Annotated in this window: 16 protein-coding genes; 11 read left to right on the top strand and 5 right to left on the bottom strand. The window is 56.1% G+C overall.

What is annotated here, in order from left to right:
* Positions 1-11 precede the first annotated feature (11 nt).
* Positions 12-857 (top strand): mechanosensitive ion channel family protein, encoded by an 846-nt coding sequence (locus tag ABRP31_RS22600; protein WP_087264833.1) that lies wholly within the window; start codon positions 12-14, stop codon positions 855-857.
* A gap of 233 nt (positions 858-1,090) precedes the next feature.
* On the opposite strand, the gene ABRP31_RS22595 is transcribed toward ABRP31_RS22600, so the two are convergent.
* Entirely contained in the window at positions 1,091-2,647 is a 1,557-nt protein-coding gene (locus ABRP31_RS22595; protein ID WP_349969664.1) for an AmpG family muropeptide MFS transporter, read from the bottom strand.
* Positions 2,648-2,689: 42 nt separating this feature from the next.
* Entirely contained in the window at positions 2,690-3,061 is a 372-nt protein-coding gene (locus ABRP31_RS22590) for an MGMT family protein (RefSeq protein ID WP_349969665.1), read from the bottom strand.
* Positions 3,062-3,228: 167 nt separating this feature from the next.
* Here ABRP31_RS22590 and ABRP31_RS22585 point away from each other — a divergent pair, with 167 nt between their 5' ends.
* The 5 genes from ABRP31_RS22585 to groL all read left to right on the top strand — a co-directional run bounded on the left by ABRP31_RS22585 (position 3,229) and on the right by groL (position 8,067).
* Complete coding sequence (locus ABRP31_RS22585; RefSeq protein ID WP_349969667.1) at positions 3,229-4,236, top strand: DUF481 domain-containing protein; 1,008 nt, start codon at positions 3,229-3,231, stop codon at positions 4,234-4,236.
* Positions 4,237-4,535: 299 nt separating this feature from the next.
* A complete protein-coding gene (locus ABRP31_RS22580; RefSeq protein ID WP_349969668.1) occupies positions 4,536-5,267 on the top strand; it encodes a HugZ family protein in 732 nt (243 codons plus the stop codon).
* A 66-nt stretch (positions 5,268-5,333) separates the two neighbouring features.
* Positions 5,334-5,816 (top strand): FxsA family protein, encoded by a 483-nt coding sequence (locus tag ABRP31_RS22575; protein ID WP_027900277.1) that lies wholly within the window; start codon positions 5,334-5,336, stop codon positions 5,814-5,816.
* A gap of 259 nt (positions 5,817-6,075) precedes the next feature.
* Positions 6,076-6,369: a co-chaperone GroES gene (locus ABRP31_RS22570; protein ID WP_087264828.1), complete on the top strand. Its 294-nt coding sequence runs from the start codon at positions 6,076-6,078 to the stop codon at positions 6,367-6,369.
* 51 nt (positions 6,370-6,420) lie between these two features.
* Positions 6,421-8,067 carry a chaperonin GroEL gene (gene groL, locus ABRP31_RS22565; protein ID WP_087264827.1) on the top strand — a complete coding sequence of 549 codons (1,647 nt, stop codon included), beginning with the start codon at positions 6,421-6,423 and terminating at the stop codon, positions 8,065-8,067.
* Between the two features lie 64 nt (positions 8,068-8,131).
* On the opposite strand, the gene ABRP31_RS22560 is transcribed toward groL, so the two are convergent.
* On the bottom strand, positions 8,132-8,524 hold the full coding sequence (locus ABRP31_RS22560; RefSeq protein ID WP_349969670.1) for a hypothetical protein: 393 nt from the start codon (positions 8,522-8,524) through the stop codon (positions 8,132-8,134).
* Positions 8,525-8,592: 68 nt separating this feature from the next.
* On the opposite strand from ABRP31_RS22560, the gene colR reads away from it, so the two are divergent.
* From colR to ABRP31_RS22535, 5 genes are all read left to right on the top strand, one after another.
* Positions 8,593-9,276 carry a two-component system response regulator ColR gene (gene colR / locus ABRP31_RS22555; protein ID WP_087264826.1) on the top strand — a complete coding sequence of 228 codons (684 nt, stop codon included), beginning with the start codon at positions 8,593-8,595 and terminating at the stop codon, positions 9,274-9,276.
* The gene (locus ABRP31_RS22550) at positions 9,266-10,546 is read left to right on the top strand and encodes a HAMP domain-containing sensor histidine kinase (protein WP_349969671.1); all 1,281 of its coding nucleotides are present in this window, start codon (positions 9,266-9,268) and stop codon (positions 10,544-10,546) included. The genes colR and ABRP31_RS22550 overlap by 11 nt, the downstream gene beginning before the upstream one ends.
* A gap of 215 nt (positions 10,547-10,761) precedes the next feature.
* Positions 10,762-11,442, top strand: coding sequence for a class I SAM-dependent methyltransferase (locus ABRP31_RS22545; protein ID WP_349969673.1), 681 nt, complete (start codon positions 10,762-10,764; stop codon positions 11,440-11,442).
* A 4-nt stretch (positions 11,443-11,446) separates the two neighbouring features.
* Positions 11,447-12,163, top strand: a complete 717-nt coding sequence (locus tag ABRP31_RS22540) for a lipopolysaccharide kinase InaA family protein (protein ID WP_349969675.1) — start codon at positions 11,447-11,449, stop codon at positions 12,161-12,163.
* On the top strand, positions 12,163-12,390 hold the full coding sequence (locus ABRP31_RS22535; protein WP_087264822.1) for a hypothetical protein: 228 nt from the start codon (positions 12,163-12,165) through the stop codon (positions 12,388-12,390). The genes ABRP31_RS22540 and ABRP31_RS22535 overlap by 1 nt, the downstream gene beginning before the upstream one ends.
* 64 nt (positions 12,391-12,454) lie before the next feature.
* Here the strand turns inward: ABRP31_RS22535 and ABRP31_RS22530 are convergent, their stop codons facing one another.
* Both ABRP31_RS22530 and ABRP31_RS22525 read right to left on the bottom strand, forming a co-directional pair.
* On the bottom strand, positions 12,455-15,517 hold the full coding sequence (locus ABRP31_RS22530; RefSeq protein WP_349969676.1) for a multidrug efflux RND transporter permease subunit: 3,063 nt from the start codon (positions 15,515-15,517) through the stop codon (positions 12,455-12,457).
* A gap of 13 nt (positions 15,518-15,530) precedes the next feature.
* The gene (locus ABRP31_RS22525; RefSeq protein ID WP_349969677.1) at positions 15,531-16,682 is read right to left on the bottom strand and encodes an efflux RND transporter periplasmic adaptor subunit; all 1,152 of its coding nucleotides are present in this window, start codon (positions 16,680-16,682) and stop codon (positions 15,531-15,533) included.
* Positions 16,683-16,690: the final 8 nt, after the last annotated feature.

Raw genomic sequence — 16,690 nt, 5'->3', positions numbered from 1 at the left:
AGGAGAGAAAGATGGATTTGAATGCCGAAATGGACCATCTGGTAAAGGCCTCTCAGGCCTGGATCCCGATGATCATGGAATACGGCAGCCGCGTGCTGTTGGCGTTGGTGACCCTGACCATCGGCTGGTGGTTGATCAACCGGTTGACTACCAAAGTGGGTGCGCTGCTCGCACTGCGCAATGCTGACCTGGCATTGCAGGGTTTTATCAGCAGTCTGGCCAATATCATTCTGAAGATTCTGCTGATCGTCAGCGTCGCATCGATGATTGGCGTAGAAACCACCTCGTTTGTGGCCGCCATCGGTGCTGCGGGTCTGGCAATCGGTCTGGCGCTGCAAGGCAGCCTGGCGAATTTCGCAGGCGGCGTGCTGATTCTGCTGTTTCGCCCGTTCCGCATTGGTGACTGGATCGAAGCCCAAGGCATCGCGGGCACTGTCGACAGCATCCAGATTTTCCACACAGTCGTGCGTACCGGTGACAACAGGACGGTGATCCTGCCTAACGGCAATCTGTCCAACGGGATCATCACCAACACCAATCGCCAGCCGACTCGCAAGATCACGTTCGACGTGGGCGTGGACTACGAAGCTGATCTGAAGCAGGCGCTGCAAGTCCTGATGGACATGGCAGACGATCCTCGTGTTTTGCAGGATCCTGCACCACAGGCCGTGGTAGCTGCGCTAGGTGATAGCTCGATCACTGTTTCGTTGCGAGTGTGGGTCAAGACCGGTGATTTCGGCGATGTGTCGAATCGCTTCAATGCCGAAGCCCGTGACCGCCTGCGTGCTGCCAATATCGATATTCCGTTCCCACAGCGAGTGATTCGCGTGGTTCAGGATTCAGCAGCACCGCAGTAATCGTTACCCCTGTGGGAACTGCCACAATGTCCATCACACCGCGTTGTCCCGCGTGGAACGGTGGACCTGTAAGAGCGCGGGAGTACAGCGAGGCCGCGATAGCGGCATATCAGACAGGCCGCCATCGCTGCCTCGCGGTGCTCTTGAGCTCCTACAGAATGTATTTCAATTCGTTGGTATGCATGATCGCCAGCAGGCTCGGCTCCCACATTTGTCTCATGCGAGCTGCTCTCTCAGAGCTGTTCGCTTGACGGCTTCTCCGCCTCAAGCGCCTCGGCCGCCTTGTCCTGGCGCGCCTCCTTGCTCCACTGCAAGATAATCATGATCAGCGTCGGAACACCCAGTAACGCAGTGATCAGGAAGAAGTTGTGATAGCCATACTTCTCAACCACGACCCCCGAATAGCCTCCCAGCAAACGCGGCAGCAGCAGCATGATCGAGCTGAGCAGCGCGTATTGTGTTGCCGAGAATTTGAGGTTGGTCAGACTCGACAGGTACGCCACGAACGCTGAAGTTGCCAATCCGGAACTGAAGTTATCCAGCGAGATGGTCAGTACCAACATCTTCAGGTTCGGGCCCATATCGGCCAGCATCAGGAACAGCAAGTTGGTGGCCGCTGAACTCAGCCCGCCAATGAACAGAATCGGCATGATGCCGAAACGCACGATCAGCAATCCGCCAAAGCCTGCGCCCAACAGCGTCATGATCAGACCGAAGATCTTGCTGACACTGGCAATCTGGTCCTTGGTAAAGCCCTGATCGATGTAGAAGACGTTGGCCATGACACCCATGACCGTGTCTGACATGCGGTAAGTCGCAATCAAACCCAACAACAGGAACGCCTGCCAGCGATAACGCAGGATGAAGTCGTTGATCGGTGTCAGCACCGGAGCCAGGCCGCGTCGACCCATTGAAGACAGGCAGGCGACCGTCAGCACGATGTAGAGAATGGCGCGCAGAAACGCGCGGTCTTCCATCAGCAGGTCAGTCCAGCTGGCGTTCTGAAACAGGACGCTGGCGAAGTCGGTGTTGTAGAGCTGAGTGAACATCGCCGGTACCGACACCAGCAGCACTATCAGTACGAACACCGACGCCAATTGGTGCGCAAAGCCGTAGCGAGCGGCCGACAGCTGAGTGCGTAGTGCGACGGGAGGTTCGCGCATGATCAGCGTCGTGATCAAGGCGGGCAGCATCAGTAGGCCGAACAACACGTAAGTGCCGGTCCATGCCGAATGCTTGTAGGCGAAACCGGTCGAGCCAAATCCTTCAGCAAAATACAGCGCGCCAGCCGTGGCGAGTAGCGCGGCCACGCGGTAGCCAGACATGTAACTGGCGGCGAGGGCAGCCTGCTGGGTGTCGTTGGCGATTTCCAGACGATAGGCATCAATGGCGATGTCTTGTGTGGCGGATGAAAACGCCACAACTACAGCGATTGCGATAAGCCAGGACAAATGCTGCTGCGGGTCGCAAAAGCCCATCCCTATCAGGCCCAGGATTACCAGGCTCTGCGACAGCACGAGCCAGGAGCGGCGTCGACCCAGCTTGCCCAGCAGCGGCAGGCGCCATTGGTCGAGCAGAGGGGACCATACCCATTTAAAAGCATAGGCAAGCCCGATCAGACTGGCATAGCCAATGGTTTCCCGGGCGACACCGGCTTCACGCAACCAGACCGACAGAGTAGAGAACACCAACATGTAGGGCATGCCCGCAGCGAATCCGAGCAACAACAGCACTAACGTTGAAGGGCTGGCATATGCGGCGAGCGCGGCGCGCCAGGTTTTACGGGGCATGGGCTGGAGTCTGCCTCAGGTTACGAAAACAAAGGGCGCACTCTAACCGCAGTGCTCTATCGGACGCCAGCCATGACGCCGGATATCTACCCGATTGTTCTCCACAAGGATGCCTTCAGCGCGTAAACGGGCACGTTGTTCGTCGCCTGAAACCGTGCCTACCAGCAAACTGACCTTGCCACCCGCGCCGATCACACGGTGCCACGGCAGTGAACTGCCGTCCGGCAACTGGCTCAGTGTCCGGCCGACCCATCGCGCTGCGCGGCCAAGCCCTGCGAGTTCGGCGAGCTGACCGTAAGTGACAACTTTTCCTTCCGGTACCTGATTGAGCGTAAGGTACAGCGCAGTACGCTTGGCCTGGGCCGGGTCCATGCCGGTCGGATCCGCAGAGTGCTGTCGCTCTTTGGTCACCATTTCCCTCCTGTTATAGATCTCTTTATAGATGAGCGGCTGTCCGGGTTTTGAACTACAGAAAATTCCCATTGTCAGTGTTTTCTGTGTCCGCGGCGGTCTTCGATTGCCTTGACGTCATTCTCACGGATGATGCCCGATTTTCCGCTAACCGAGCCTCCTAGTTGCTTATGCTGACCAGAACTCTGCTGTTCCTCGCTGTCTCCATCACCACCACGCCCTTGCTCGCCGACACCGTCTGGTTGAAGAACGGCGACAAGATCACCGGTACCATCAAGCTATTCGACGGCGGCAAGCTGCTGATCGAGACCTCCTACGGAGGAGCAATCCCCGTAGACTGGAAGCAGGTCAAGACCCTGGAGAGTGACCAGCAGTTGATGGTCAAGCAGGATCAGTATCAGGGTGAAATTGCGAAATCGTTAAAAGCCTCGGATGACGGCAAGGTCACGCTGACCAACGGCGAAGCGCCGAAAACCGTCGAGTTGGCTAGCATTCAGCAGATTCTCAAGCCCAAACCTGTCATCACTGATCTGGTATGGAAAGGCAACGTCGATCTGGCAATGGATTTTCAGAAGGCCGAGAACGATACCGACGACTACAACCTGGCCTTCAAGACTTCGGCTCGGCATGGTCAATGGCGGCATAACGCCAAAGGCGATTACAACCGCGAAACTCAGGACGATGTAGTCAGCACCGATAACTGGAGTGCCGAGTATTCCATCGACCGCTTCCTGACCGAGAAATTTTTCTGGGATGGCCGGATCAGCTACAAGCGCGACAAAGTTGAAGACTTGAGCCGTCAGCGTGTTGTGGGTACGGGTCCTGGCTACCAGTTCTGGGATGACGAGCTGGGCGCTTTCAAACTTGGCGCGCTGCTTAACCGTACGGATTACGAGTTCTCCAACGGCGGCAAGGAAAACTTCTATTCGGTTGCAGGCACGTGGGACTACAACCGCTTCCTGATCGGCAAAAAAGTTGAGTTCTTTACCAATGGTGAGCTGGGCAGGCCGTTGAGCAACGTTGCTGACTATGCTCTCGATGCTGAGGTCGGGCTGCGTTACAAAGTCACTGACTGGGCTTCGTTGAACCTCAAGGCCGAGAAGAACGTTATCAGCGGTTCAGACGACGGCGATCTGGACAAGACCCGTTACACCGCAGGTTTTGGTGTGACTTGGTAAACCCCACACCTTTTCTGTAAGAGCTGCCGAAGGCTGCCAAAGCGATATCTCTGATACTCCGCTATCGCAGCCTTTGACAGCTCTTACAGGCGCACTTGCTTTCAGGTGCACCTGCCTCACAAATCCACAGCTTGCGCGCATGAAGTCATCAGCACTTTCTTGCCGCCCCCTTGGCACCCACTCGTAATAATTATTAACTTGTCTTTCAAACCCGTGCACGTGCCCAATCAGCTGATTACTGTTCAGCTTTATTTATACGTGCGTCGATCGTCGACGAGTTCGTTACAAGGAGTCACTGGATGAGTGTGAAGGCTATCAAGCAGGCGCGGGAGCTGCTGCTGAAAGAATACAGAGGCGTTTTGTCCACGCATTCCAAATCCATGCCGGGCTTCCCTTTTGGTTCTTCGGTACCGTATTGCCTTGATGATCAGGGGCGACCTCTGATTCTGATCAGTCGCATCGCTCAGCACACCCACAACCTGGGCAAAGACGCGAAGTGTTCGCTATTGGTGGGCGAGCGCGAAGCTGACGACGTCCAGGCGACGGGACGTGTGACGGTCATGGCCGAAGCCCAAAAGCTTGTTGAACCGGACGATGTCGAAAGTGCTGCTCAGCGCTATTACCGTTTTTTCCCCGAATCGCAGAGCTATCACTCCGCCCATGATTTCGATTTCTGGGTGCTGGTGCCGGTACGCTATCGCTTCATCGGCGGCTTCGGTGCCATTCACTGGTTGGATCACGTTGAGCTGGCAAACCCGTTTGCCGGTGCTGCCGAGACCAGCATGGTCGAGCACATGAATGCTGATCACGCCAAAGCCATTGCCCACTACGTACAGCTCTCGGGGCTGCCGCAGCGTGAAACAGCACAGTTGGCGGGTATCGACAGCGAAGGTATGCACCTGCGCATTGGTCAGAGCCTATACTGGCTGCCTTTCAGTGAGCCCTGTAACACACCGAAACAAGTCCGCGAAGCCTTGGTTCAGCTGGCTCACGCGGAAAAATGGCCCACTCGTGACACTCAAGAGGCTTGAATTCACGCTTTGATGACGTCACGTAGGGTCTACTGCAAGGCATTCTTGCGTTGAGGAATTCAATTGATGCGTGTTTTTCTACTGCTGTTCCTTCTTTTTCCGGTATTGGAGCTGTTTGTTCTGGTACGGGTGGGCATGTCGATCGGCTTCTTTCCGACATTCCTGATGGTCGTCGCGACCTCGCTGTTGGGCCTGTTCGTTATCCGGGTCGCCGGGTTTGCGACCGCTATGCGCGCGCGTGAAAGCCTGTCGCGTGGTGAATTGCCTGCCCAACAGATGCTCGAAGGCCTGATGATTGCCGTCGGTGGCGGGCTTCTTTTGTTGCCGGGTTTTATCAGCGACATCCTTGGCGTGATCTGCCTCCTGCCGATTACGCGTCGGGTATTGGTCAATACCATGCGCAAGCGTGCTGAAGAGCAGGCTATCCGCCAGCGTGCGTTCGCAGAAGACATGCCGGCGAGTAACGATCCGGGTCGTCCGGGTGCTATTCATCCTCCGACTCGCGAACCCGATGTGATCGAAGGCGAGTTCGAGCATCGCGACAAATAATTCCGTCCATCGCTCCGCTGCGCGGCACCTCAGGGTGCCGCGTGCGTTTCATGACGTGGCAACGTTCGACAAAAAAATTCAACTGCTGGCCTTGTAATCACCATGCCCGCCCTTATGTATGGGTCACCGCAAGGTTTCTGGCCATTTCGCCAGACCGTATTCTGCGGTTCGCTCGTCGAACCGTAACCGGCAGCGCCGGATGTTTTAACCCGCCGGTGTATTCACTGGCCGTTCAAAAACCATAATTAGGAGATCGACAATGAAGCTTCGTCCTCTGCATGACCGCGTCGTAATCCGTCGCAGCGAAGAAGAATCCAAAACTGCTGGCGGTATCGTTCTGCCAGGTTCGGCTGCTGAGAAGCCAAACCGTGGCGAGATCATTGCTGTGGGTACCGGCCGCGTGCTGGACAACGGCGAAGTACGTGCGCTGGCCGTGAAAGTGGGTGACAAAGTGGTGTTTGGCCCGTACTCCGGCAGCAACACTGTGAAAGTAGATGGCGAAGACCTGCTGGTGATGAGCGAGAACGAAATTCTCGCGGTCGTCGAAGCCTGAGTCACCCCACTAGTTTCCGTTACTACTCAAAGTATTTAAGGAAGATCGATCATGGCTGCTAAAGAAGTTAAATTCGGCGATTCTGGCCGTAAAAAAATGCTCGCCGGTGTCAACGTCCTGGCTGACGCAGTAAAAGCAACTCTGGGCCCAAAAGGCCGTAACGTAATCATCGAGAAGAGCTTCGGCGCTCCTCTGATCACCAAAGACGGCGTTTCGGTTGCTAAAGAAATCGAACTGAAAGACCGTTTCGAAAACATGGGCGCGCAGCTGGTCAAAGACGTTGCTTCCCGTGCAAACGATGACGCTGGTGACGGTACTACCACTGCAACCGTTCTGGCTCAGGCTATCGTCAACGAAGGCCTGAAGGCCGTCGCTGCCGGCATGAACCCGATGGACCTCAAGCGCGGCATCGACAAGGCGACCATCGCCATCGTTGCAGAGCTGAAGAAACTGTCCAAGCCTTGCACCGACACCAAGGCAATCGCTCAGGTAGGTACTATCTCCGCGAACTCCGACAATTCCATCGGCGACATCATTGCTGAAGCCATGGAAAAAGTGACCAAAGACGGCGTTATCACCGTTGAAGAAGGCACTGGCCTGGAAAACGAACTGTCCGTTGTTGAAGGCATGCAGTTCGACCGTGGCTACCTGTCTCCGTACTTCATCAACAAGCCAGACACCATGGTTGCCGAGCTGGACAGCCCGCTGATCCTGCTGGTCGACAAGAAAATCTCGAACATCCGCGAAATGCTGCCAGTTCTGGAAGCAGTGGCCAAAGCCGGCCGTCCGCTGTTGATCGTTGCTGAAGACGTTGAAGGCGAAGCCCTGGCGACTCTGGTTGTGAACAACATGCGTGGCATCGTCAAAGTTGCAGCCGTCAAGGCTCCAGGCTTCGGCGACCGTCGCAAGGCAATGCTGCAGGACATCGCTGTCCTGACTGGCGGTACCGTTATCTCCGAAGAAATCGGCCTGAGCCTGGAAACCACTACCCTGGAACACCTGGGTAATGCCAAGCGCGTTGTGCTGAACAAAGAAAACACCACCATCATCGACGGTGCTGGCGTTCGCACCGACATCGACGGTCGCATCTCGCAGATTCGTCAGCAGATCGGTGACACCACTTCGGACTACGACAAAGAAAAACTGCAAGAGCGTCTGGCCAAGCTGTCCGGCGGCGTTGCGGTAATCAAGGTCGGCGCTGGTTCCGAAGTTGAAATGAAAGAGAAGAAAGCCCGTGTTGAAGACGCCCTGCACGCTACTCGTGCAGCCGTTGAAGAAGGCGTGGTACCTGGCGGTGGCGTAGCTCTGGTTCGCTCCCTGCAGGCAATCTCCGAACTGAAAGGCGACAACGCCGATCAGAACGTTGGTATTGCTCTGCTGCGTCGCGCTGTAGAAGCTCCACTGCGCCAGATCGTTGCCAACTCCGGTGACGAGCCAAGCGTTGTAGTCGACAAGGTCAAGCAGGGTTCGGGTAACTTCGGTTACAACGCTGCTACCGGCGAATACGGCGACATGATCGAAATGGGCATCCTGGACCCGGCTAAAGTGACTCGCTCTGCTCTGCAGGCTGCGTCCTCTATCGCCAGCCTGATGATCACCACCGAAGCCATGATCGCTGACTCGCCGGACGACAAAGCACCAGCTGGCGGCGGCATGCCAGACATGGGCGGCATGGGTGGTATGGGCGGCATGATGTAAGCCAGCTTTACCCTCTAGCTGTACCCCATAAAAGAACCCCGCCTTGTGCGGGGTTTTTTTATGGCTAGCGCGTGCAGCCGAAACTTTGCTTCTGCTTCTGCTTTTGCTTTTGCTTTTGCTTTTGCTTTTGCTTCAACGAAGTATCGCCATAAACGAATCTCAAGTACGCCACTAAACGAGCGTCGGAAGGCTGAGCGCAGGTGTTGTGGTGTGGGTCGCTCGGCATGGATGCCGAGCGAGCGCCGTTGGGCCAGGGATGGCCCGTCGGCGCGTGCCCACACCACGGCACCGGAGCGAAGGTACCCCTGCGAAGCAGGGGCCGTACGTCAGCGAAAATGGTTTTGGTTACTTTTGTCGAAACAAAAGTGACCCGGCCGTCAGGACGGAACCAAAAAGCAGCAGCACTGAAGATGTCATTGGCGCCACACAATACCAAACGTACTTCTAGTAAACCCATCTGACACTGGCTCTTGCCCCCCATAGGCCTTAAGCTGCGCCAGCCTATTGCTGATGGAGGGCGTGCACATGCGAATTCTTCTTGTGGAAGACAACCGGGACATCCTGGCCAACCTTGCCGATTATCTGGGCATGAAAGGCTATACGGTCGATTGTGCACAGGATGGCCTCTCCGGATTACATCTGGCGGCAACCGAACATTACGACCTCATCGTGCTCGACATCATGCTACCCGGCATCGATGGCTACACGCTGTGCAAGCGACTACGCGAAGACGCCCGCCGCGACACACCGGTCATCATGCTGACCGCCCGTGACCAACTGGATGATCGCCTGCAAGGCTTTCGCTCCGGCGCTGACGATTACCTGCTCAAACCCTTCGCCCTGTCCGAGCTGGCGGCTCGTATTGAAGCGGTGTTGCGCCGCGCTCAGGGTGGCGGCCGACGCACTTTGCAAGTCGCCGAACTGGTCTACGACCTCGACACGCTGGAGGTAACCCGTGAAGGTCGTATGCTCAAGCTCAACCCGGTCGGCCTCAAACTGCTTGCCGTATTGATGCAGAAAAGCCCTCATGTATTGCGTCGCGAGGTCCTGGAAGAGGCGTTGTGGGGTGATGACTGCCCTGATAGCGACAGCCTGCGCAGCCACGTTCACCAACTGCGCCAGGTGATTGATAAGCCTTTCGACAAACCACTGCTGCAAACCGTACATGGTGTCGGTTACCGTCTGGCCGAGGGCCGGGATGGAGTTTAAACAGAGTCTTGCTCAACGCATCATCATCGCCTTCGCGTTGATGAGCGCACTGGTGGCAGGCTCGTTTGCCATGGGGATCGTCGCGACGGTCCACCTCGTGGAAGAAAAACTGATATCTGCCGGCTTGGGTGGTGATCTGAACCGGTTGCTGCTGCTCGACAGTGTCAGTGACTGGAGTCACCGTCCGGAGCCGGATCAGCTGTTCTATTTCAGCGGAGGCCCGGGAGACTTCGATCTGCCCAGCGACCTCCGGCATCTCGAGCCCGGCTTCCATGAAGTCTTTCGCGGCCCGCTGTCCTATCACGCCATGGTTGAAGTAGTAGATGGTCGGCGTTATGCATTACTCCAGGACCAGAGCGATTTTGAAGAGCGCGAGCGGGTCTTGTTTGCGGTGGTGCTGGTGGGGTTCGTGCTTGCTTTGGGGCTGGCGGTGTTCCTGGGCTGGGTGCTGGCTCGGCGGGTCATGGCGCCTGTTGTGCGACTGGCCCGGCAGGTACGCCACCGCGATCAGTTACTCGGGCTGGCGCCACCATTGGCGCCTGACTACGCCGCTGACGAAGTGGGTGAGCTGGCTGTGGCATTCGATGCGACACTAGGGCGTCTGCGTCAGGCATTGACCCGCGAACGCATGTTTACGAGCGACGTTAGCCATGAACTACGAACCCCGCTGATGGTGCTGGCCAGTTCCTGTGAGTTGCTGCTGGCTAACCCGGCTCTGGATAGCCGGGCCAGGGCGCAGGTCGAACGGATTGCCCGGGCCTGTGAGGAAATGCGTGACCTTGTACAGACCTTTCTCATGCTGGCCCGCACGCAACGTGAAGACGCCAACATGGTCCCCAAGGTGTCTTTGGAGAGCGTTGCAGAAGACCTGATCGCGCTTTGGCGCGGACCCATTGAAAGCAAAGGCCTGCAATTGACCGTTCGCTCGGTCGGCTTGAACGAACCTTCGGCAACCCTTTACAACTCCACGTTTCTGCACGCAGTAATGGGCAACCTGCTGCGCAATGCCTTGCACTACACCGATCAGGGATTTATCACCCTGACGTTGCAGCAAGAAGGTTTTTTGGTGGAGGACAGCGGTGTCGGAATCCCGGAAGAAAAGCGCGAAGCGATGTTCGAGCCCTTTGTAAGAGGCAACGAGCAGCGTGGCGAAGGTCTAGGTCTGGGGCTTTCTCTGGTTCAGCGTATCTGCGAGAACCAGGGCTGGAGCGTCAGTTTGAGCCCGATGGAGCCCAACGGTTGTCGTTTTAGCGTGAAGCTCAAGAAGTAACGAAAGACAAAAGCATCACTATTCATTCCTCTCTATGTTTCGGTCCCGAGACAAATCTGACACATCCATGAATCACTCATCATCAAGACTGCTAAGTCATTGACGCATCTGGAAACATCTGGATATTCCGTCAACACTTTTTTCACATAAGCATGACCTGAAGATCACAGCCTGCTCTCTATCTTGGCCGCCATCGAGATCAGGAGGTGCCCCCCATGAGCAAGCGAATCGAGCTTGAGTTCTCACGTAAGTACGACCAAGAGCACGCCCAACAATATTTGCAAAAGCATCAGGACAATCTGTCCCGGCGCTTGTCTCATTGGCGCGATGAGCAAATGGCAAGGACTGCTTTGCATCGTGCGGGTGACCCCGGGTTAGTGCTTGATCTGCCCTGTGGTGCAGGTCGTTTCTGGCCATTACTGGCAGAAAAATCCAACCGGATGATCATCGGTGCGGACAACTCGGCAGACATGCTCAAGACCGCTTGTGCTGCTCAGCCAGCAGAAGTGGTGAAAAGGGTACAACCCTTGCAGACATCTGCGTTCGACATAGATCTACCCGACAACGCCGTGGACAGCATTTTCTGTATGCGATTGCTGCACCATGTCGGCCAGGCCGATCATCGCCGCGCTCTGCTAAAGGAGTTTCAGCGTGTTACACGTGACAGTGTGATCATTTCGCTTTGGGTCGATGGCAATTTCAAGGCATGGAAACGCAAGCGCCTTGATCAGCAGCGGCGAGCGAAAAATGGGCAGGATAGTTACCAAAACCGCTTTGTGTTACCGGCCGCTACTGTCGAGGCTGAGTTTGAACAGGCAGGTTTTCGTATTCAGGAGCGACTGGATTTTTTACCGATGTATGCCATGTGGCGGGTTTATCTATTGCGTAAGAGGTAACGAGATGGGCGTGCAAGCTTCTGTGGAGCCCACAATTTCAAAGGAAGAGCGCTTTGATTATTTCTGGGCGCAACACGGAGAATGGGTCGAAGAGCCCAACCAGCGTCGCGGCGGCGAAAGCGGCGTGCAACGGGTATTAACTGAAGATGGCCGTCTGACCTATATCAAACGGCAGGTTGGGCATACCTATCGCAGTTGGCTGCACCCGTTTGGGCGGCCGACGGTGCTGCGCGAGCGTGACGCTATCGAGGGTTTGAGCCGACTCAATGTCAATGTGCCTGAGTTGATCTACTGCGGCGCGCAACACGATGCAAGGCATGAGTGGCGTGCGCTTCTGGTGACTGCTGCTCTGGATGGATTTGTGGAGATTGAAACCTGGTACGCCGCCGGCGGGCGCGAGAACCATGGTGAAGCGCTGCATGATCAATTGCTCCGGGAACTGGCGGCCAACCTGGCACGTATGCACTTGGGGCGCTGGCAGCATGGCTGTCTCTATATCAAACACGTATTTGTTCGCGTCGTTGGAGACGGTGCCGATGCCAAAGCTGAAGTGGCGCTGCTTGATCTGGAAAAATGTCGACGCCGTTTGAGCGCGGTAGCTGCCGCTCGTCATGACCTCAGACAATTGCGTCGCCACTCGTCGTTCACATCAACAGATTGGCAGAAGTTGGTCTACTTTTACCAGACGGCGTTTGGCAGCGCTATCAAGGGTTTAGACTAATGAAACTAGAACTGGCACGAGGTTTGTTCATTCTAGGTGCGCTGGTGGTTACTTCCGCCGCCATGGCCGCTTGGGTTGAACCTGGAACAAAGGTTTTAAGCGCGTTGCATGGCGAGGGACATTGCCCATTACCGCGAGTAGCGAGAACTCATGAGGTGGTCAGCCCCAGTCATGATCTGTTACTGCTGATGTTCGGATTAGCGCAAGGCTCGGGAACGGCTCGATAGCGTTCCCCGCTTGTGACGTGTCGACTTTAAGGCCCCTTTATCGGGGCCTTGTTGTTTGCGGGCTTTAGCCAGGGTGCGATTCAGGATCTGGACTTGCGGCAGGTTTTTTATCCGGCGCCGCGAGCAGGGTGTAGACGCATGGCAGTACGAATAACGTAAATAACGTCCCGACCGACATGCCGGTAGCGATGACCATACCGATATCGAAGCGGCTAACGGCGCCAGCGCCCGTTGCGAGGATCAATGGCACCATGCCAAAGACCATTGCCGCTGTTGTCATCAATACCGGACGCAGACGAATGGCCGCTGCTTCTTCTACGGCCTCACGCACCGACAGGCCCTTTTCACGTCGTAGCTGGTTGGCGAACTCCACAATCAGAATGCCGTGCTTGCTGATGAGACCTATCAGCGTCACCAGCCCCACCTGGGTGTAGATATTCATACTCGACAGGCCCAGGAACAACGGGACCAACGCTCCGCAAATCGACAGGGGAACCGTAACCAGAATTACCAGCGGGTCGCGAAAGCTCTCAAACTGTGCGGCCAATACCAGGAAAATAATCGCCAGTGCCATGGCGAAAGTCACCCACAGCGCACTGCCTTCCTGAACGTACTGTCGGGATGCGCCTGCGTAGTCATAGGCATAGCCAGCCGGAGCTTCTTCACTGGCGATCTGCCGCACGGTTTCGATGGCTTCTCCCATGCTGACGATCGGGAATCCCTGAATAATCGCCGAGTTCAGTTGCTGGAATTGATTCAATTGGCGAGGTCGCGCGCGGTCGGTCACTTTAATGAGCGTAGAAAGGGCCAGTAGCTGGCCGTCGCTGTTCTTCACGTAATAGTTATTGAGCCAGCCGGGGTTATCCCGGTAAGGGCGCTCGACCTGAGCGATGACCTTGTAACTGCGCCCTTCGATGGTAAACCGATTGATCTCCTGTTCGCCCAGAAGCGTGGCCAGCGTGCCGCCCAGATCCTGCATGGAGACGCCCATTTGCGCGGCTTTAGCGCGGTCGATGTCGACGACGACCTCGGGTTTGTCAAAGGCCAGGTCGATGTCGAGGAACGCAAACTTGCCGGACTCGGCGGCTCGCGCCTTGATCCGTTCAGCTACCTGCAACAACGACGCATAGTCGTTGGCCGTATTCACCACGAACTGGAAGGGCAAGCCTTCACCGGTGCCAGGGAGCGACGGTAAGTTGAAGCCGAAAATCTGCAAACCGCTGATCTGCGCCAACCGCGCCTGGACCTCGGGGAGTATTTCCATTTGAGTGCGACTGCGTTCGTCCCAGGGTTTGAGCAGGAAACCGCCGATACCGGTCTGAACACCATTGAATCCATTGATCTGAAACGATGAGTAATACTCGGGGAATTCCTTGAATATCTTGATGAACTCGTCGGTATACCGGTTGATGTAATTGAGGTTGGTCGGCTGTGGCGACGTCGCCATCATGAAAATGATGCCCTGATCCTCGTCTGGCGCCAGCTCCGATTTGGTGAACTTGAGTAGTATCGGAATCAGGCACAGCACGATGACCGCGAACACTAGCACTACTGGCCTGGTATTCAGTGTGCCATGCAGCATGCGCTGGTAGCGTCGCTTGAGTCCGTCGAATGCGCGGTCGAGTTTGTGCGCCAGACCGCTGGGGTTCGCGTCATGTCTTAATAACAGGGCGCACATCATCGGCGACAGGGTCAGGGCAACCACGCCAGAAATCACCACCGCTCCGGCCAGCGTCAGCGCAAACTCCTTGAACAGTGCCCCCGTCAATCCTTCCAGAAAGCCAATAGGGGCATAAACTGCCGCGAGGGTAATGGTCATCGACACGACTGGCATGGCGATCTCTCTGGCGCCTTCAATCGCGGCGTCAAAGGGCGTTTTTCCTTCTTCGATGTGCCGGTGAATGTTTTCTACAACGACAATCGCATCGTCCACTACCAATCCGATTGCCAATACCATCGCCAGCAGAGTCAGCAGGTTGATGGAATAGCCCATCAGCTGCATGAAGAACAGCACGCCGATCATAGATAGTGGAATGGTGATTACGGGAATCATCACCGAGCGCAGCGCGCCCAAAAACAGGAAAACCACCACGATGACGATCAATACCGCTTCGATCAGGGTTTTGACGACCTCATTGATTGACGCCTGAATGAAGAGCGTGGCGTCGTAAGCAATGGAGACTTTCAGATTGGGCGGGAGCTGGCTTTCCAGCTCAGGCATGATGCGCCGCACCTCTTTGATCACATCCAGAGGGTTAGAGCTGGGCGTGCCTTTGATACCGATATAAACCGACGGTGTGCCATCGAATGAGCTGACGGTGTCGTAGTTTTCCGCACCCATTTCCACTCGGGCTACGTCCCCCAGCAGAACCCGGCTGTCGCCTGCCGTCTTGAGCGGAATAGCGGCGAAAGCCTCGGCGGATTTCAGCTCGGTGGTCGCGTTGATGCTGGTGACCACGTATTCGCCTTTGACTTCCCCGGCAGCGGCCAGAAAGTTGTAGCGTCGTACGGCATTGGTCACGTCTGCAGCGGTCAGGCCAAAGCCGGCCAGTCGTACCGGGTCCAGCCATAGGCGCATGGCGAACACCTGATTACCGAGGATTTGCGCTTCCGCCATGCCAGGCAGTGTGGCCAGCTTGGGCTGTATGACGCGCGACAGATAGTCTGTGATTTGCGGGTTGCTCAGTTCCAAGCTGTAGAAGCTGACATACATCAGGGCAGAAGCATCGGCGGCTTCCTTGCTCAATACCGGATCTTCGGAGTCCTGCGGTAGCTTGTTTTTTACCTCGTTGGCTTTAGCCAGCAATTCGGTGAACAGCCGGTCGCTGTCCGCACCAATACGCGCATAGATTGAAATCACTGAAAAATTCTGGCGACTCACCGAGGTCATGTAGTCAATGCCTTCGGCGCTGGCCAGGCTTTGCTGCAAGGGTTGAGTGATGTAGCCCTGAATGGTTTCGGCGTTGGCACCAGGATAGGCTGTGGTGACGGTAATCAGGGCATTTTCCATCTGCGGATACTGACGAATAGTCAGCTTGCTGAAGGCCTGAAAACCCAACAGTACGATCAGAAGGCTGATCACCGTGGCGAGCACCGGGCGACGAATGAACGGATCTGTAAAAGCCATGAGTATTCCTTGATCAGTCAACCTGGGGTTGGCTGTTCTGTTCGGCTTGCAGTGTCTGGTCGGTACTGATGGCTACGTGAGCGCCAGCATCGAGCTTTAATTGTCCGCCGCTGACCACTTGTTCGCCCGCCTTGAGCCCCTTGCTAATAATGACCAGTCCGTCGCGGCGCTCGCCGGTTTCGACGAAACGACGGTCGACGATTAGCTGTATTTCGCCTTTGGCATCTTTCTCTGGCACGCCCTCGGCGTTTTTCCTTGGGACGACGACGTACACGGAATTGCCGTAAAGCGTGTAGGTGATGGCGCTTTCGGGGATAACTACTTGAGTTTTCGGGCCCGGCAGCAACACCTGCAGATTAGCGAACATGCCCGGCAGCAATGTGCTTTGCGGATTAGGCAATGTGGCGCGAATCAGCACGTTGCGGGTTGCTTCATCGACCTTGGGGTTGATCGCGCTGATCGTGGCTTCGAAGCTCTGGCCGGGATAAGCGGCAACGCTCACCAGTGCAGTCTGCCCAACCGTGACTTTGGGCAGCGCCTGTTCCGGCACATTGAAGTCTACGTAGAGGCTGGTGAGGTCTTGCAGCGTGGCGATGACGGTACCGCTGGCGAGGTAGTCGCCCACATCCACTTGTCGAATACCGATCGTGCCGCTGAATGGCGCCAGGATGCGTTTCTTCGCTAATGAGGCGTTGAGTTGCGCGACGGTGGCACTGGCCTTTTTGAACTGCGCTGCCAGCTTGTCGAAATCGCCTTTTGAGATGGCCTGATCGCCTACCAGTCGACTGCCGCGGCCGTATTCAACCTGAGCAAGCCCCAGATCGGCTTCGGCAGTACCCAACAGGGCTTTTTCGACATCGCTGTCCAGTTGCAGCAAGGGCTGGCCCACGCGGATTTTTTGTCCTGACTCGAACTGCACGGCTTTGACCGTACCAGCGATTTCAAGGCTCAGATCTACGCCTTGCAGGGCCTTCAACGATCCGATGGCCGGAAGGCGGTTCTGCCATGGACGTTCGCTGGCTGTCGCAACCGCAACGCTGATGGGTGGTTTGGGAGCGGTGAACTGTTGAATCTGCTGATAGACAGAAAACGCCTTGTAGGCCGCAAGCAGCAGCACTACAAACAGCACAACACCCAGCATTATCAGCATCCGGCGACGCAGCATATCCATTT

Origin of the sequence: Pseudomonas caspiana, assembly GCF_040224095.2 — a bacterium.
GTDB lineage: Bacteria > Pseudomonadota > Gammaproteobacteria > Pseudomonadales > Pseudomonadaceae > Aquipseudomonas > Aquipseudomonas caspiana.
The sequence above is the reverse complement of the archived record's forward strand: the minus strand, read 5'-3'. Positions and strand labels throughout refer to the sequence as shown.

What these genes read in the sequence shown, in the direction of transcription:
- ABRP31_RS22575 (WP_027900277.1), top strand. Translation starts at nt 5,334, where the DNA reads ATGCGTGTTTTTCTACTGCTGTTCCTTCTTTTTCCGGTATTGGAGCTG.
- colR (WP_087264826.1), top strand. Translation starts at nt 8,593, where the DNA reads ATGCGAATTCTTCTTGTGGAAGACAACCGGGACATCCTGGCCAACCTT.
- ABRP31_RS22600 (WP_087264833.1), top strand. Translation starts at nt 12, where the DNA reads ATGGATTTGAATGCCGAAATGGACCATCTGGTAAAGGCCTCTCAGGCC.
- ABRP31_RS22525 (WP_349969677.1), bottom strand. Translation starts at nt 16,682, where the DNA reads ATGCTGCGTCGCCGGATGCTGATAATGCTGGGTGTTGTGCTGTTTGTA.
- ABRP31_RS22560 (WP_349969670.1), bottom strand. Translation starts at nt 8,524, where the DNA reads ATGGGTTTACTAGAAGTACGTTTGGTATTGTGTGGCGCCAATGACATC.
- ABRP31_RS22535 (WP_087264822.1), top strand. Translation starts at nt 12,163, where the DNA reads ATGAAACTAGAACTGGCACGAGGTTTGTTCATTCTAGGTGCGCTGGTG.
- ABRP31_RS22590 (WP_349969665.1), bottom strand. Translation starts at nt 3,061, where the DNA reads ATGGTGACCAAAGAGCGACAGCACTCTGCGGATCCGACCGGCATGGAC.
- ABRP31_RS22595 (WP_349969664.1), bottom strand. Translation starts at nt 2,647, where the DNA reads ATGCCCCGTAAAACCTGGCGCGCCGCGCTCGCCGCATATGCCAGCCCT.
- ABRP31_RS22545 (WP_349969673.1), top strand. Translation starts at nt 10,762, where the DNA reads ATGAGCAAGCGAATCGAGCTTGAGTTCTCACGTAAGTACGACCAAGAG.
- ABRP31_RS22585 (WP_349969667.1), top strand. Translation starts at nt 3,229, where the DNA reads ATGCTGACCAGAACTCTGCTGTTCCTCGCTGTCTCCATCACCACCACG.
- groL (WP_087264827.1), top strand. Translation starts at nt 6,421, where the DNA reads ATGGCTGCTAAAGAAGTTAAATTCGGCGATTCTGGCCGTAAAAAAATG.
- ABRP31_RS22570 (WP_087264828.1), top strand. Translation starts at nt 6,076, where the DNA reads ATGAAGCTTCGTCCTCTGCATGACCGCGTCGTAATCCGTCGCAGCGAA.
- ABRP31_RS22530 (WP_349969676.1), bottom strand. Translation starts at nt 15,517, where the DNA reads ATGGCTTTTACAGATCCGTTCATTCGTCGCCCGGTGCTCGCCACGGTG.
- ABRP31_RS22550 (WP_349969671.1), top strand. Translation starts at nt 9,266, where the DNA reads ATGGAGTTTAAACAGAGTCTTGCTCAACGCATCATCATCGCCTTCGCG.
- ABRP31_RS22540 (WP_349969675.1), top strand. Translation starts at nt 11,447, where the DNA reads ATGGGCGTGCAAGCTTCTGTGGAGCCCACAATTTCAAAGGAAGAGCGC.
- ABRP31_RS22580 (WP_349969668.1), top strand. Translation starts at nt 4,536, where the DNA reads ATGAGTGTGAAGGCTATCAAGCAGGCGCGGGAGCTGCTGCTGAAAGAA.